We start from the raw sequence: 16133 nt of genomic DNA, 5'->3' as shown, positions 1-16133 counted from the left end.
AAGAAAGGTTCACCTTTCTTCCATTCTCAAATGCCAATAGAAAAATGAGAAGTATCTGACTTTAAGCCACGTAACGATTGGTTTTATGATTTAACAAAATAATAGAATTCAGAATCACAGCTCCCAGTATAGAAATCAGAATCAATTTCCAATCCACAAAAAATAATGAAATCAATAAGATCGCAACATCAATTCCCATCTGTACCTTGCCTGCTGGAATCTTAAACTGCTCTTGTAAATAAAGAACCAATAAATTAATACCACCCAAACTAGAGCGATGTCTGAAAAGAATCAGAAAACTCACACCCATCAGCACATTCGCGAAGATCGTCGCATAAAATGGATTTACGTCTGACAGGTGAAAAAAATGGGGAATCATTTCCGTAAAACCTGCCAGTAAAGCCACGGCAATAAACGTCTTTACGACTAAACCAACGCCCATTTTTTTATAAGCAAAATAGTAAAATGGAATATTAATCAGGAAAAATAAAATACCAAACTTAATATCTGTGATGTAATGAATCAACAATGACAGGCCAGCTGTTCCACCCGTCATAATTCCTGCTTGCTTTAACAATGTCATCGCAAATGAAAGAATAAAAGTGCCGATTAACATGGCAAGTGCATCTTCAATCTTTGAGTGTTGATCAATTACAGGCATGACTGGGCTTACCAAAGATACTTTTTGATCGGTATTCATAACGCTACAACTTAATAGGAGAACAACAGAAGGGAGAGAAATCTTTAAAAAAAGATATGACATATTTGATCATTTTTATTTGATTTTCGCAATTTTTTCTTATATTTTCACCATAAATGCAATTTATATTCAAAATAATCCAATTGGTATAATCAAAACCAAAAAAAGCCGAGCGATAACACCCAGCTTAGGAAAGCGTTGTTCTATTTAATCGCAATACCATTTTCTTTTAATTTTTCAAGCACGATTGAGGTATTTAAATTACTCACCCCAAAGTTTTGGGAAGATAAAATACCGATCAATTTAACCATTTCATCTAAGTTTTTGACTGCAACTTTGAGGGCAAAATCATAACTCCCTGTGAGTTTGTAAATATCTTTGACCGCAGGCTCATGCATCAGAAACTCAACAAAACGATCGTGTGTTGCATCATTATAATTTTGTAGCTTCACTTCAATAATACCCATAATTGGTGCTGGATCAGCACTCAATGCGATTTGGGCATAATAACCAGTGATAATATTTTGCTGTTCGAGATAAATACGACGACGAGAACATTGTGAAGTTGATAAGCCAACCAATTCTGCCAACTCTTGATTGGCTAAACGTCCATTTCGCTGTAAATGATGAATAATCTTACGGTCAAAATCATCAAGTTGGTCAGTCATAAAACTCTCTGTGGTAATAGCGCGGCATAGTAACAATCATGAAAGCTGGTCATGATCGAAAAGTGTAACGTCTTTAGATTAATTGTAACAAGCTCAAGGTAGAATCGTCGTTGAGTGAATGCGCTCTACCCCTTGATCCAACATCTGCTGCCAAGCCTGTTGTAGAGACCCATTTAAATCAATTGCTTTACATGCATCTTCAATCACATAGGTCTTAAATCCAAAGGCTGCGGCATCAAGTGCCGTCCACGCCACACAAAAATCTGTCGCAATCCCCACGATATATACCGTATCAACTTGATGTTCTTTCAAATACCCATTTAATCCTGTAGGAGTTTTTCGATCTGCCTCCATAAATGCAGAATAACTATCAATATCGGGATGAAAGCCTTTACGAATAATGAGTTGAGCGGTTGGAATATTCAAATCAGGATGAAATGCTGCATCATGACTCCCCTGCACACAGTGTTTCGGCCATAACACTTGAGTACCATAATTCAACTCTATGGTTTCAAATGGCTGTTTATGCGGATGATTTTCAGCAAAAGAGATATGCTGTTCTGGATGCCAGTCTTGGGTCAACACCACATGACCAAATTTTGTAGAGAGCTGATTAATTAAAGGAATGATCTGATCAGCTTGGTCGACGGCTAAGTTTCCACCCGGTGTAAAACCATTCTGAACATCCACCACAATCAATGCGATATTCTTTGAATTCACTGACATCGCTGTCTTTCCCTCTAAACCATCTGGTTTTACAATACCCTGCCTGCGTTATTCTGACTAGAGATAGCAAAACTTTTAATTAAGATGAAAACTATTCAAGTTAAAGATGAATTAAAGTTTTCTACAGTTTGACCAAAGCATATTGTTCTTATGTCTCTGATCAGTCATAATTTGCATAATTGTCATTCAACTCGACTTACTGTTGGACGACGAATCAAAATACTGCAACCATCCAATATTTCGTTTAAATTACTTCAATCTCGGATGGGAAAATAGGATATTTTTTTAAAATGACTCAGCTAGCACAGAATATTCAAGGCTCAATTGTCGCAATCGTCACCCCAATGTTTGAAGATGGCAGCGTAGATTGGAAGGGTCTTGAGAAGCTCGTTGAGTGGCACATCCAACAAGGTACTAATAGCATTGTTGCTGTCGGCACAACGGGCGAAGCTTCTACACTCAGCATGGAAGAACATACACAAGTCATTAAAGAAGTGATTCGTGTCGCGAATAAACGTATTCCTATTATTGCGGGTACAGGCGCTAACTCAACGCGTGAAGCGATTGAACTGACCAAAGCAGCAAAAGAGTTAGGTGCTGACGCAGCGCTATTGGTTACGCCATATTATAATAAACCAACGCAAGAAGGCTTATATCAACACTATAAAGCAATTGCAGAAGCTGTTGATATTCCTCAAATCCTTTATAATGTTCCAGGTCGTACTGGCGTTGACATGCAAAATGATACGGTCATTCGCCTTGCTGATGTTAAAAACATTATTGGTATTAAAGATGCAACAGGCGATGTTCCTCGTGGTCAAGCACTCATCGAAGGCTTAAACGGTAAAATGGCTGTTTATTCAGGTGATGATGAAACGGCATGGGAGCTGATTTTACTTGGTGCTAAAGGTAATATCTCGGTCACTGCAAACGTAGCGCCAAAACAAATGAGCGAAGTTTGTGAAGCAGCATTGGCTGGTGATAAAGCAAAAGCGCAAAGCTTGAATCAACAAATTGCAAATCTACACAATATTTTGTTTTGCGAATCAAACCCAATTCCTGTGAAATGGGCATTGCATGAGATGGGATACATTAGCACAGGCCTACGCCTGCCTTTAACCGCTCTAGCAGAACAATATCGTGAACCTCTTCGCAACGACTTAAAAGTTGCGGGAATTATTTAATACGAGCAATTTATGATGCAATTACGTCTTGGTGTTGTCCTTGTCATTTCAGCTTTAAGTTTGGCTGGTTGTGGTCGTTTTGCCCTCAATAATCATTCATTGGATTACAAAAAAGCAAAAGCGCTTGAACCTCTCAAATTCCCTGACAATGCAACGGTCAGACCATTTACTCCATTGTATCCAGCTCCATCGGTTGATCCACTTGCGATCGAACATGCACCGTCATTCGAAAACAAAAGTGGCAACCGTTATGCTTTACCTCGTCCAGAGGCATTGCAAACAACAGCAAGTAGCACTGAAAATACGACGACAACATTGGGTCGTCCACAACTGGTTATGGATGGGAACAAAAACCCATTACTAAAAGTGGAAGGTCCTACTGCTGCCGCTTGGCAATATACTTTTGCGACATTAAACAGCCTAAATTACAAAGTTATTTCTCAAGCAGATCATGGTTATGAAGCAACCATTACTGTGAACGATCAGAATTATCTGCTCAAGCTTTCTGCTGTAGGCTCAAGCAATACTGTCGCGCTATTCAAACTTGACACCACCTTTGCAGACCCAGCGGTTGCAACCGAAGTGTTATCCCAGATTTACCAAAATTGGCCAGCCTAGTCGTTTACTAGGCACATTTTTCAAAAAGGTTCCCCCATGTTAAAACAAACCTTGCTCTATACTGGTAAAGCAAAATCTGTATATGAAACAGACAATGCTGACCACCTGATTTTAGTCTTTCGTGATGATGCCTCTGCGTTCAATGGCGAAAAAATCGAGCAGCTAGATCGTAAAGGTAAGGTGAACAACCGTTTTAACGCCTTCATCATGGAAAAATTGGCTGAAGCGGGTATCGAAACGCATTTTGAAAAATTGCTTTCTCCAACTGAAGTATTGGTTAAAAAATTACAAATGATCCCTGTAGAATGCGTGATTCGTAACTATGCAGCGGGTTCACTTTGCCGTCGCTTAGGTGTTGAAGAAGGTAAAGAGTTAACGCCTCCAACATTTGAATTATTCTTCAAAGATGATGCACTTGGCGATCCAATGGTGAACGAGTCTCAAGCAATTGCTTTAGGTTGGGCAAATGCAGACCAACTTGCCAAGATGAAAGAACTCACTTACCAAGTCAATGATGTACTTAAAGCATTATTTGATGCTGGTAATATGATTTTGGTCGACTTCAAACTTGAGTTTGGTGTATTCCATGACCGCATCGTTTTGGGTGATGAATTCTCTCCAGATGGCTGCCGTTTATGGGATAAAGATACCAAGAAAAAATTAGATAAAGATCGTTTCCGCCAAGGTTTAGGCGGCGTTGTTGAAGCTTATGAAGAAGTTGCAACACGTTTAGGCGTAGATTTATCTGATATCTAATTCAGTAAAATCAAATAAAAAAACCAGCCAATTCGGCTGGTTTTTTTATAGTGGCCATTTTTATCTTGTCGGTTGCTGATAAATCAAATTGCCCTCTTTATAAGTCGCAATAATTTTAATATTTTTAATCTCTTTGCTTGGAATGCTCAGTGGATTCTTATCTAGGATCACTAAATCAGCCAGCTTACCTTGCGTCAAGGTTCCTTTATTTTTTTCTTCAAAATATTGATATGCAGCCCAGTCGGTCATCGACTTCAGTGCGATATATGGACTAATTCGCTCATCCGCACCTAACACATAACCACTTCGTGTCGTTCTATTCACAGATGCATCGAGCATCATCATGCTATTTGGCGGAATGACAGGTGCATCGTGATGCTCGGTAAAAATAATGTTCTTTCTGAATGCCATTCCTGTCGGAGAGATATGTTGTGCTTTCTGCTCCCCAACTGTTTGCTGCCTATGCCAATCACCCCAATAAAAGGTATGTAATGAGAAAAAGGAAGGGATAATATCTAATGCTTTAAGCTGATCTAATTGATCTTCACGGATCGTTTGAGAGTGAATCAATACACTTCGACGATCTGCTTTGCCTTGTTGATTGGTTGCATAGCGAACGGCCTGAATAAATTGATCTATCGCGGCGTCACCATTGGCATGCGCAAGCACTTGCCAGCCTTGTTTGAAGGCAAGATTCACATAGTTGTTTACATCCTGACTATGCTTAAAGGCAGGATAGCCTTTGTAATCTTTGGTCTCACCCTCAGGTGGTACAACATAAGGCTGTGACAACCATGCCGTCTTGCCTTGGGGTGAGCCATCTAAACTAATCTTGATACCCCCGATACGGAAGTGATGATCATATTGCAGACTACTACCATGCTTTAACATATAGTCTTTACTGGTGGTAATATCAGGATAAGAAACCACATCAACAGGCAATTGGTTTTGTTGTCCCAAGGCACGCCACATGTCTGTTGTCCCCTGATCAGCACGCCCCTCTTGCACCGTTGTAAATCCATTCTTCACATAGACTTGAATCCCTTTTTTTGCCATACCCAACAATACGTCAGGTGGAGCACCGTTGAAAATCGCACCAACTGCTGAAAATAAAGCTGACTCTTCGAGCACTCCATTTGGTACATTTGAATTTGGTTCACGACGAATCACACCACCATCAGGATTTGCTGTGTTTTTATCAAATTTGAGTAACTCTAAGGCTTTGTGATTGACAGAAGCAAGGTGACCAGATTGATGTAAAATCATGACAGGCTGATCTTTTGATACTCGATCCAAATCCGTTGCGGTCGGATGACGCTGTTCTTTTAATTGTGCGTCATCATAGCCATTTCCTAAAATCCAACCATTCATTGTGCTAACAAATTCTGGATTTTGTGCTTTCCATGTTTTGAGAGCATCAATCAACGAATCAATATCCGATACCGTACCATCGGGTTCTGGATATAGATTGGCAACGGTCTGCTGAAAACCCACCATGTTGACGTGACTATGGGCATCGATCAGTCCCGGTAAAAGTGTTTTATTTTTTAAATCAATATGCTGTACTTGGCGATCTGTTCGCTGCTCCGCTTCTTTTTTAGTGCCTACAAATATAATTTTTCCATCTTTAACCAATAAAGCTTCTGCATAATGCGGTTCACTGCCTTCCATCGTTAAAATCGGCCCACCATAGAATAGTTTCTCTGTTGAGGAAACGGGCATAGTCGTGGTCGCACAGCCAGCTAAAGCGATGGTAATTGCTGATGCGAGTGTAAGTTTATTGATATATTTGTGCGTCATGAATTAAATCCCATATTTTTATTATGCCATTATGATTAAAGCCTATTCTGTGAGGAATAGAAAGGCTAGATTGATTGCTTTTTATAATTTTTGGTAAAGAGCAACGTGATTCATTATTTAGCTCAGAAACACCCACCATTCAATATACTTGGTGTTTCTATCACATTTATTTAGCTTTTTGCTTTGGTTGAAATCCAACACAAAATCGAACCAATACACACTAGAAAAGCACCGTACCAAAAAGAAATCGCCAAAGAGGTACTGAGGATAATCGCAGAGAAAAAAGCAGACAAAACAGGAATAAAATAAGAAGCGCCCGCCAGTAAGGTCACATTGCCATGCAGGATACCAATATTCCAAGCAGCATAACCAAAACCCATTGCCGCTGCTGCAAAAATCAACGAGATAGATGACTGCATATCAAAATGGAACGCGCCTCCGCCCATAAGTAGATATTTAAGCCAAAGCACAATCGCAACAAGTATAAAAAACAGGGTGATACCATTTACACCTTTGGCAATCCTTGCAGTTAAAGTACAGTAAGCCGCCCATAATAACGTGCCAATAAATGCCAAACCATAGCTAAGAGGATTTGCCTGTATATTGTTGAGCATACTAGCAAGGTCGAAACCTTGTTCGCCACCAAGCACCCAACAGATGCCCAATATCGATAAGATAAATCCAGGAATAATTAAAAGATTGGCTTTTTGTTGGTTGAAAACAATCGCAGCAACCATGGTAAAGGTTGGCCACAAATAATTCACCATACCCACCTCAATCGCTTGACGATTATTATCACTGTAGCCAATCGATAGTGATAAACACACTTCATAAGCAACAAATAAAATGCTGCCCCAAATTAAATAAGTTTTGGGAAAAGTTCTAAGTTGCGTCCAGCCAACCGATACAAGTAAAAAAATGGATGCCAGTGTATAAATCAATGCAGCTCCACCGACTGCCCCAAAATGACTACTAACATCTTTAATTAAAGCAACGATCAAACTCCATAATAAGATCGCAACCAACCCAATTAGCGTTGCTTTTTTTGCATTCATTTTCAAATCAACACATCGTTCTGCACAAAGTAAATTCCTAAATATTTGAATAGGAATGACAACTTTGAAAATTTTAATCTAATCGGCAAATTATCCGAGTGAAACCTATTGCTGTTGCTGTTCTTGCTGCCAACGACGCTGTTGTAAGCGTTCAGCCTCTACTTCTCGTTTATTTAAGGCTCGCTCGTATAACTTGGTTCCACGCAGCTCAGGTGGTAAATATTCCTGTAGCACGAAATGCTCTGGATAATTGTGTGGGTAGAGATAATCCACACCATAACCTTGCTGCTTCATTAACTTGGTCGGCGCATTGCGTAGATGCAACGGTACAGGTAAATTTGCCGTTTTTTCTGCAAGCTCTAAGGCTTTGTTAATTGCTAAATATGTACTATTGCTTTTTGGACTCGTCGCCAAATACACAGCACATTGCCCTAAAATAATACGCGCCTCAGGCATTCCAACGGCCTGAACTGAACGGAAACATTCACCAGCTAGCAACAATGCATTCGGATTCGAATTACCAATATCTTCTGACGCAGCAATCAACATGCGACGTGCGATAAAGACAGGATCTTCACCACCTTTCAACATTCGAGCCATCCAATACAAGGTCGCATCAGGATCACTACCGCGAATGGATTTAATAAATGCCGAAACCAGATCGTAATGTTGTTCACCAGATTTGTCGTAACGTGCAATATTCTGCTGTGCAACTTTAACGACTATCGCGTTGGTCACAATGTTTTCAACATCAGGCTCAAATGTACTTGCGATCAAGTCAATCAGATTTAGCGCTTTACGTGCATCACCCGCAGCGAACTGAATCAATGCATCATATTCTTCGATGTGAATAAAACGTTCTTTTAGAAATTTATCCGTTTGAATGGCTTTATTGAGCAACGTTTGAATTGCATCCGCATCCAAGCTATTCAGGGTATACACCTGACAACGCGACAACAGCGCGCTATTTACCTCAAAAGATGGATTTTCAGTCGTCGCACCAATCAAAGTGATTTTGCCTTTCTCGACTGCGTTGAGTAAGGCATCTTGTTGTGACTTATTGAAGCGATGAATCTCATCAATGAACACCACAGGCGTCAGTAAATCACCGCTTTCTGCAATGACCTCTCGCAGCTCTTTAACCCCTGTATTCAGGGCAGATAAGCTAATAAAAGGACGATCCACGGCTTGCGCCAGCAACAATGCGATCGTGGTTTTACCTACCCCTGGTGGCCCCCAAAAGATAATCGAGGGCAAATGCCCCTGATCAATCATTTGACGTAACGGTGCATGTTCACCCAATAGATGATCTTGTCCAATAATTTCAGACAAATCACGAGGACGTAAACGTTCGGGTAAAGGAATATGCGTATCTGACATCATCACTGGCTTTATGGTCTTTTAACGTAGTCTATTGTGTCTGATTCAAATCTACAATTTGAATCTGTGATCACAACATGATTGTTTAGCTTTATTGCTGTTTGAGCAACTGTTGTATGGTTTGATAACTCGCAGTAATACGTGCTTCATTCGGAAAATTAGTATTAGCGAGCATCACGATCCCGATCTTCTGCTGCGGAATAAAGGCCACATAAGCACCAAAACCGTTGGTCGCTCCTGTTTTATTAAACAAAGTCGCTGCTGAAGCAAGCTTAGGTTGTTTGATTGGTGTAACTGTATGACTTTCCAAAGCCATTTTGCTTGAATTGCCCTGCAATAAAGTCGCTAAACTTACAGGATAAGTATATTGCTCCCATCCCAAACCTTGCGTCATTACACCAACCTTAAAGTAACCGACATGGGTATTTTCAATCGTTTTACGCATCGGCTGTTTTAATTGTTGAGGGTTCAGTTGAGCGTCTATGAATTTCAACATATCCGCACTGCTACTTTTCACCCCATAGGCTTCTGCATCAAACATTCCAGCGGAGACACGCATTGCCTGATCATTTTTATAACCCCATGCATAATTCTTCATCTGTGACTCTGGAACATGAATGAAACTTTGCTTCAACCCAAGCTCAGGGAACAGTGTTTTTTCAATCAGCTCGGAATATGGCTTTTTCATTGCTAACGCTGTGACATAGCCCATTAAGCCAATACTTGGATTGGAATATTGACGAGCGACGCTAATTTTTGTCTTAGGCTGCCATTTTTGAAAATACTTGACCATATCCTGCTGAGTAACCACCTCATCAGGAAACTGCAATGGAAAGCCACCTGCAGTATAAGTACCGAGATTTAAAATAGTCGCACGATTAACTGCGGTATTGTTTAGCTCAGGAAAATACTTCGCAGGGTGATCTGAAAAAGACAATTTCCCTTGTGCTTGCGCGTATCCAGCTAAAGTAGCATTAAAAGTTTTACTGACGGATCCAAGTTCAAATAGCGTATCATTGCGAACAGGTTGCTGGCTTTGCTTGGATGCAACACCATAATTAACAAAATAATGCTGACCATTCAGCGTGACAGCAACAGCTAAACCCGGAATATTGTATTGTGCTAATAAGGGTTTAAATTGCTGATCAATCACAGCTTTGACTTGCTGCTCTGTCAAGTCTTTTGCCCAAAGCGTTGAGCTAACAGAAAATACGCCAGCAACGATCAGCAATTTTTTCAAATTCATCGAAAGGTGTTTCGGTTTAGTCATTTATCATTTCACTTCTAGTTAATACTTTACTCAGCACTGAGCTTGAGTAATTTTGCTCGAGAACCATCTTCAATCACCCAAATCGAGCCATCTTGAGCTTGATGCAAACCACGAATACGCTGTTTCATATCCAAACGCTGAACTTCACGTACAGGTTTTGATTTAAGATCGACAACAACAATTGATTTAGAGGAAAGACCACCAATCAAAGCTTTATCTTTCCAAAGCGGAAATTGTTTTCCTGAATAAATGATAAGACTCGATGGTGAGATAACAGGAGTCCAATCAATTTCAGGGGCTTTAAATTCTGGGCGGGTCTGATGGTCTGGAATAGGCAATCCTGAATAATGGTCGCCATTTGAAACCACTGGATAGCCATAATTTTCCCCTTTTACGATGCGATTTAATTCATCGCCACCCTTTGGCCCCATTTCTACAACCCAAAGTTGCCCTTGAGCATCAAATGCCATTCCCAGTGGATTACGGTGTCCCAGTGACCAAATCTCAGCAGTGACACCACCTTGTTGTTCAAACGGATTTCCCTTTGCTGGCGTACCATCATCATTTAAACGTAAAACTTTTCCTAAATTACTTTTTAAATCCTGAGCAGGATCAAATTTTTGTCGTTCCCCTGAACTCACCCAAAGCTGTGCCTCAGGACCAAATTGCATCCGATGTCCATAATGCCCTTGCCCTGAAACTTTTGGGACTTGTTCCCATATACGCTTTACATCAACCAGTTTGGGCTGTGCAGGATCAGCGAGATCTAATGTTGCACGTGAAATAACAGCACCATCTCCACTCGCCCCACGTTCAGCATAACTTAAATAAATCCAATGATTTTTGGCAAAATCAGGATGCAAAATGACATCGCCCAAGCCACCCTGTCCCCCGTAACTCACATTCGGCACGCCTAACACATTGATTGTGGTCTTTGCTTTCGGATCAAACAGTTTTAATCGCCCTTTGCGCTCTGTAATCAATAGACGTTGATCAGGTAAGCTTGTGATTGCCCAAGGTTCATTGAATGCGGTGACGGTCTCAATCTGATAGCTTTGTGCAATCTTGTTATTTTCAGTTTGCTGCGTTGTATTTTGTTCCAAGGTTTTAGAATTACTATTATTTGAACCGCAAGCCAACAATAATAAAAAGCCACTACACAGCACAGGTGCTACTAACAGTTTATTCATTGCTTATCTCCCTATTTGAGTCTTTATCTTAAGGGGTTAAGCAAATAAAAATACTGTAAAAGTGTTGTGCTTATAATTAACAAATAGATGAGTTAAATGGCTCTCAACGAACCCAACGAACGACATAATCCTCGATTTGTTCTTCATCTACTTCGGTTTCAGAGATACAGCGACCCGCAGCTGATTTCTTGGCTTTGATCACGCTCTGACGAGATCCTGTATTGAGATAGTGCCATGAAGGTAAATTTTTTCCTTCACTTAAACGTCGGTATGCGCAACTTGGTGGTAACCACGTAATTGTTTGTAAACGTTCAGGTGTTAGCTGAATACAATCAGGAACCTGTTCCTGACGATTGGCATAATCTGAACAACGTGCAGTCTTACAATCCAACAATTTACAAGATACTTTGGTGTAAGCAACTTCAGCGGTTTCTTCATCCTCTAATTTCACTAAACAGCAGAGCCCACAACCATCACACAACGCTTCCCACTCAGTATTGCTGAGTTGATCGAGTGAATATTTTTTCCAAAAATTTGGGCGTAATTCAGTGGACATAAAAGGCTTTTTTGAGACATCAGAAACAGTTCTAAATTATAGCATTGCTTCGCAATAATCTCCGTTTTTAAATGGCTTATCCGATTAACATTTCTTTAAGGATTGAACACTTCAACCACATAAACACCACATTTTGTTCAAAAAACACACGCTATAGTGGAAACATAATGAAAAAATTAGGAGGGTACAAAATGTTCCGTTGGGCTATTATTTTTGCAGTAATTGCATTAATCGCCAGTTTACTCGGTTTTGGTGGTGTCGCAGGTTTATCCAAAGACTTTGCCGTTATCCTACTTGTTGTTGCTGCTATTTTGGCTGTTGTGGGCTTCCTCTCAAGAGGTAAAGTCTAACGACTTCCGCTTAAAAACATTATAAAAAAGAAGAATCCTCGTATTCTTCTTTTTTATTTTCAGATACCAACAATCCACCATTTATAATTTTGTGGTGTCATCAATTTTTCTTTTTTATGCTTTAATCAATACATTCTAAAAGAACAGATTAGGACTTACATCATGAGCTTCCCGATTACCACACGTGAAATTGAATACACTGCCCCAGATGGTCAACGCTTAATTGGTTACTTTGCTACACCAACGACTGATCAGCCTGTCGCAGGTGTGATTGTTGCACCTGAATGGTGGGGACGTAATGAATACACAGAACAACGTGCTCGTGAGCTTGCTGAGCATGGCTTCGCTGCACTCGCAATTGATATGTATGGCGATAAACGAGTCACTACAGAAGTTCCTCAAGCATCGGCATGGATGAATCAAACTTTTGAACAAGCGGACACCATCGTTAATCGAGCACAAGCAGGTTTAGCAACTTTAGCTGCGCAACCCGAAGTGAATACTGAAAAGTTAGCCGCGATTGGTTTTTGCTACGGTGGTAAAGTGGTTCTTGATTTAACACGTTCAGGTGCTGATATTAAAGCCGTTGTAACGTTCCATGCTGTGTTGGCAGCAAGCGCCCCAGCGGAAAAAGGCAAAGTGAAAGCTGAGATTCTTGTGTTACATGGCGAACTAGATAGCATGGTGACTTTGGACAATGTGGCAAGTTTCCGTCAGGAAATGCACGATGCTGACGTTGATCATGAAGTCGTGATTTTTGAAGATGCAAAACATGGTTTTAGTAATCCGCTTGCGGATGAACGTGCTAAAGCGAATAACGTGGATTTAGGCTTTAACGCTGAGGCTGAACGTCAGGGTCTTGAAGCCATGTATGAGTTGTTAGATAAGAATTTAAAATAAAAAGTCGAACTCTAAACTGCACTCAAAAAACCTTGAAAACATTTACTTGGCTACTAGGAAGTCCGAACATTAAAATCTTGTAAATATTACTGGTGCTAAGGCGACATGGATGTCGCCTGTTGGACTGCATTACATGGATGTAATGTCAGTCCAACAAATGCCTTTGGTTACTTTGGGCAAAACCAAAGTAACTTGCCAAAGGCATATCCTGAAACTGGATGAGAATTCCGTAATACTATCACTGCTCACACTTTCATCCCTAAATGCAAATATTTTCGTGCAGAATAGCACCTACTTTTGATGGGTCAAAAGTAACAAAACACCTCTATTTAGCTGATGGTACATCCCTGACACCACAGCTCAATGGGCAGCATCCATGCCGCCTGTGCACCAGCGAATATTAATGAGAATTTAATAACGAATTTGTTTGCATTCACCAACTCGCCTCTCCATTTCCGCTATACTACACTTCTGCTTTTTACTGTTCTGATTCATGTCTGATTTTTCATTTTCTGATGCACTCCTCACATGGTTCGACCAACATGGTCGTCACGACTTACCATGGCAAGTTGCCGACGATCCCTATAAAGTTTGGGTCTCAGAAATCATGCTACAACAGACCCAAGTCAAAACAGTTCTACAATACTTCGACCGCTTTATTGAGCGCTTCCCAACCGTACAAGATTTGGGTAAAGCTAGTTGGGATGACGTTGCCCCCTATTGGGCAGGATTAGGCTATTACGCACGTGCGCGAAATCTACACAAAGCAGCAAGCATCGTTAGCCAACAGGGTCATTTTCCTGAAACTCTAGAACAATGGATCGAACTGCCTGGGATCGGACGTTCTACCGCTGGCGCATTAATGTCGCTGGGGTTACGTCAATATGGTGTGATTATGGATGGTAACGTGAAACGTGTTTTAGCACGCTTCTTTGCCATTGAAGATGACCTCTCTAAACCACAACATGAACGCGCCTTGTGGAATATCGCAGAGGAACTATGCCCACAACAGCGTAACCATGATTATACCCAAGCGATCATGGACTTAGGCGCAACCGTGTGTACCCCGAAAAAACCGCTATGTTTATACTGCCCAATGCAGCAACATTGCCAAGCGTATCAACAAGGTTTAGAGCAAGAACTACCATTTAAAAAAGCAAAAAAACCTGTACCCATCAAAACTGCCGATGTATTGCTAATCCAATCGGATGACGAGTGGCTATGGCAACAAAGAGAATCTCATGGACTTTGGGGCGGTTTGTATTGCCTGCCAATCACTGAGCAAGCAACCGAATTACAACAGATTGAACAGCACTTTAAACTACAAGCTCAAGTATCATCATTGCAGATTAGCCATAGCTTCACACACTTTACTTGGTTGCTGAATGAAAAACTGTTCCACGTGGAACACGACCAAAAAGAACAACTCAGTATCGAGTTAAATGGCATATGGTTAAGTCCTGAAAATGCCATTGCCAAAGGCATTCCAACAGCCATGAAAAAGTTGATAACAGCAAAACAGAAGGCTTAGAACTCGAACGCTGAATATCAACTGCAAGGAGTTTGCGTGCGACATTCAATTTCTTATACGGTTCTTGGTGTAGTGATGATTTTATTATCAGCATGCGCCACCACCCCTAAGAAACCAACACCTTTACCCAATGCCCAAGTCAATAAGCTTAAAAATATGCGCTTGGATAATCGCCTGCCTGTTCCTGTCAAAGGCGTCAGTCGAAGTCAACTTCGCGATACGTGGGGAGCTGCCCGTAGTCAAGGGCGAAACCACGAAGGGATTGATATCATGGCAGAGCGTGGCACGAAAGTGTATAGTGCTACCGAAGGTCTCGTTGCAGATTTACGCAATAATAATTTAGGCGGTAAGGTCATTTGGATTCTTGGTCCAGCGGGGACTTGGCATTATTACGCACATCTTGATGGACACAAACGTGGTTTAAGCGTCGGCGACACTGTCCGCAAAGGTGATTTGATTGGGTATGTGGGAAATACAGGTAATGCACGCCACACTGCACCACATTTACACTATGGCATTTATTTAAATGGCAAAGGGCGTGGAGCTGTTAATCCATACCCATATTTACGTTAGGAATCCACAATGTCAGAAGCATTGATTGAACGTCTGGTGACGTTTGCAGAGTCTGGAAATCAACAAAAAATCATCATCAATGGAACAAGCTACCAAGGTTGGATCATGGAAATCACAGAGGATGCATTGTTGATTAGTACGGGCTTTGCAGACAAATCAGGTAAAGACTTTTGGCTTAAATTTACAGACTTAGAAACAGCTGAACTCTATTTTTGGGATACTCGCCCAAATGAATGGGTATCTTTTACACTTTAAATAATCACTTTCAAATAACAATAAGGAGCTTCAACATATGACCATTCAACGCTGTGGATGGTGTTCAGATGATCCACTGTATATTGCTTACCATGATGAAGAATGGGGCAAAGCTGAACACGATGAAGCTCGCTTATTTGAAATGCTTTGTCTTGAGGGGCAGCAAGCAGGCTTATCATGGATTACGGTTCTTAAAAAACGTGAAGGCTATCGTTCTCATTTTTTCCAACATCCCATTGAGCAGGTCGCGGCGCTGACCGATGATCAACTTGAATTCAAACTCACAGATGCTGGATTGATTCGCCATTTAGGAAAACTCAAAGCCATTCGTGATAATGCGATTGCTTGGCAAGCATTAAAGCAAGAAGTCGGCAATGTATCCGCTTGGTTATGGAATTTTGTAGATCATCAAGCACTAGATAATGATGTTGAAAATTATCGTGCTGCACCTGCCCAAACTGAGATCAGTCAGCTTTTATCCAAGACGCTCAAAAAGCGTGGTTTTAAATTTGTTGGGCCAACGACATGCTATGCATTTATGCAAGCGGTTGGAATGGTAAATGACCATGAAAATCACTGTCATTTCAAATAAACTCTCTCTCGATTTTCCTTCCATAGGAG

Annotated in this window: 18 protein-coding genes; 9 read left to right on the top strand and 9 right to left on the bottom strand. The window is 40.8% G+C overall.

Annotation, left to right across the window (positions count from 1 at the left end; genetic code table 11):
* Positions 1-61: 61 nt before the first annotated feature.
* The 3 genes from ACF8D3_RS00240 to pncA all read right to left on the bottom strand — a co-directional run bounded on the left by ACF8D3_RS00240 (position 62) and on the right by pncA (position 2094).
* Positions 62-700: a YitT family protein gene (locus ACF8D3_RS00240; protein ID WP_007480826.1), complete on the bottom strand. Its 639-nt coding sequence runs from the start codon at positions 698-700 to the stop codon at positions 62-64.
* Between the two features lie 203 nt (positions 701-903).
* Positions 904-1368 (bottom strand): Lrp/AsnC family transcriptional regulator, encoded by a 465-nt coding sequence (locus tag ACF8D3_RS00235; protein WP_004878164.1) that lies wholly within the window; start codon positions 1366-1368, stop codon positions 904-906.
* 93 nt (positions 1369-1461) lie between these two features.
* Positions 1462-2094: a bifunctional nicotinamidase/pyrazinamidase gene (gene pncA / locus ACF8D3_RS00230; protein ID WP_392469485.1), complete on the bottom strand. Its 633-nt coding sequence runs from the start codon at positions 2092-2094 to the stop codon at positions 1462-1464.
* Positions 2095-2384: 290 nt separating this feature from the next.
* On the opposite strand from pncA, the gene dapA reads away from it, so the two are divergent.
* From dapA to purC, 3 genes are read left to right on the top strand one after another with little or no spacing between them, the layout of a single operon-like run.
* Positions 2385-3278, top strand: coding sequence for a 4-hydroxy-tetrahydrodipicolinate synthase (gene dapA / locus ACF8D3_RS00225; protein ID WP_004878166.1), 894 nt, complete (start codon positions 2385-2387; stop codon positions 3276-3278).
* 15 nt (positions 3279-3293) lie between these two features.
* Complete coding sequence (locus ACF8D3_RS00220; protein WP_017196845.1) at positions 3294-3896, top strand: hypothetical protein; 603 nt, start codon at positions 3294-3296, stop codon at positions 3894-3896.
* 36 nt (positions 3897-3932) lie between these two features.
* The gene (purC, locus tag ACF8D3_RS00215) at positions 3933-4652 is read left to right on the top strand and encodes a phosphoribosylaminoimidazolesuccinocarboxamide synthase (RefSeq protein WP_007480821.1); all 720 of its coding nucleotides are present in this window, start codon (positions 3933-3935) and stop codon (positions 4650-4652) included.
* Positions 4653-4712: 60 nt separating this feature from the next.
* On the opposite strand, the gene ACF8D3_RS00210 is transcribed toward purC, so the two are convergent.
* The 6 genes from ACF8D3_RS00210 to ACF8D3_RS00185 all read right to left on the bottom strand — a co-directional run bounded on the left by ACF8D3_RS00210 (position 4713) and on the right by ACF8D3_RS00185 (position 11903).
* Positions 4713-6452 carry an amidohydrolase gene (locus tag ACF8D3_RS00210; protein ID WP_392469483.1) on the bottom strand — a complete coding sequence of 580 codons (1740 nt, stop codon included), beginning with the start codon at positions 6450-6452 and terminating at the stop codon, positions 4713-4715.
* A gap of 170 nt (positions 6453-6622) precedes the next feature.
* Positions 6623-7507 carry an aromatic amino acid DMT transporter YddG gene (yddG, locus tag ACF8D3_RS00205; protein WP_392469481.1) on the bottom strand — a complete coding sequence of 295 codons (885 nt, stop codon included), beginning with the start codon at positions 7505-7507 and terminating at the stop codon, positions 6623-6625.
* A 105-nt stretch (positions 7508-7612) separates the two neighbouring features.
* Positions 7613-8887: a replication-associated recombination protein A gene (locus ACF8D3_RS00200; RefSeq protein ID WP_017196846.1), complete on the bottom strand. Its 1275-nt coding sequence runs from the start codon at positions 8885-8887 to the stop codon at positions 7613-7615.
* A 91-nt stretch (positions 8888-8978) separates the two neighbouring features.
* On the bottom strand, positions 8979-10157 hold the full coding sequence (gene ampC / locus ACF8D3_RS00195; RefSeq protein ID WP_392469479.1) for a class C beta-lactamase: 1179 nt from the start codon (positions 10155-10157) through the stop codon (positions 8979-8981).
* A gap of 26 nt (positions 10158-10183) precedes the next feature.
* Complete coding sequence (locus ACF8D3_RS00190) at positions 10184-11347, bottom strand: PQQ-dependent sugar dehydrogenase (RefSeq protein WP_392469477.1); 1164 nt, start codon at positions 11345-11347, stop codon at positions 10184-10186.
* A 103-nt stretch (positions 11348-11450) separates the two neighbouring features.
* Positions 11451-11903, bottom strand: a complete 453-nt coding sequence (locus ACF8D3_RS00185; RefSeq protein WP_004878180.1) for a YcgN family cysteine cluster protein — start codon at positions 11901-11903, stop codon at positions 11451-11453.
* Positions 11904-12094: 191 nt separating this feature from the next.
* On the opposite strand from ACF8D3_RS00185, the gene ACF8D3_RS00180 reads away from it, so the two are divergent.
* From ACF8D3_RS00180 to ACF8D3_RS00155, 6 genes are all read left to right on the top strand, one after another.
* Complete coding sequence (locus ACF8D3_RS00180) at positions 12095-12253, top strand: DUF1328 domain-containing protein (protein WP_004878181.1); 159 nt, start codon at positions 12095-12097, stop codon at positions 12251-12253.
* A gap of 162 nt (positions 12254-12415) precedes the next feature.
* The gene (locus ACF8D3_RS00175) at positions 12416-13153 is read left to right on the top strand and encodes a dienelactone hydrolase family protein (RefSeq protein WP_392469475.1); all 738 of its coding nucleotides are present in this window, start codon (positions 12416-12418) and stop codon (positions 13151-13153) included.
* Positions 13154-13646: 493 nt separating this feature from the next.
* A complete protein-coding gene (gene mutY / locus ACF8D3_RS00170) occupies positions 13647-14684 on the top strand; it encodes an A/G-specific adenine glycosylase (protein WP_392469473.1) in 1038 nt (345 codons plus the stop codon).
* A 75-nt stretch (positions 14685-14759) separates the two neighbouring features.
* Positions 14760-15257, top strand: coding sequence for a M23 family metallopeptidase (locus ACF8D3_RS00165; protein ID WP_392469845.1), 498 nt, complete (start codon positions 14760-14762; stop codon positions 15255-15257).
* Between the two features lie 9 nt (positions 15258-15266).
* Positions 15267-15512 (top strand): hypothetical protein, encoded by a 246-nt coding sequence (locus tag ACF8D3_RS00160; protein WP_007480799.1) that lies wholly within the window; start codon positions 15267-15269, stop codon positions 15510-15512.
* Between the two features lie 37 nt (positions 15513-15549).
* The gene (locus ACF8D3_RS00155; protein WP_061516132.1) at positions 15550-16104 is read left to right on the top strand and encodes a DNA-3-methyladenine glycosylase I; all 555 of its coding nucleotides are present in this window, start codon (positions 15550-15552) and stop codon (positions 16102-16104) included.
* Positions 16105-16133 lie beyond the last annotated feature (29 nt).

This window comes from Acinetobacter sp. YQ_14 (assembly GCF_043102985.1).
GTDB lineage: Bacteria > Pseudomonadota > Gammaproteobacteria > Pseudomonadales > Moraxellaceae > Acinetobacter > Acinetobacter venetianus.
The sequence above is the reverse complement of the archived record's forward strand: the minus strand, read 5'-3'. Positions and strand labels throughout refer to the sequence as shown.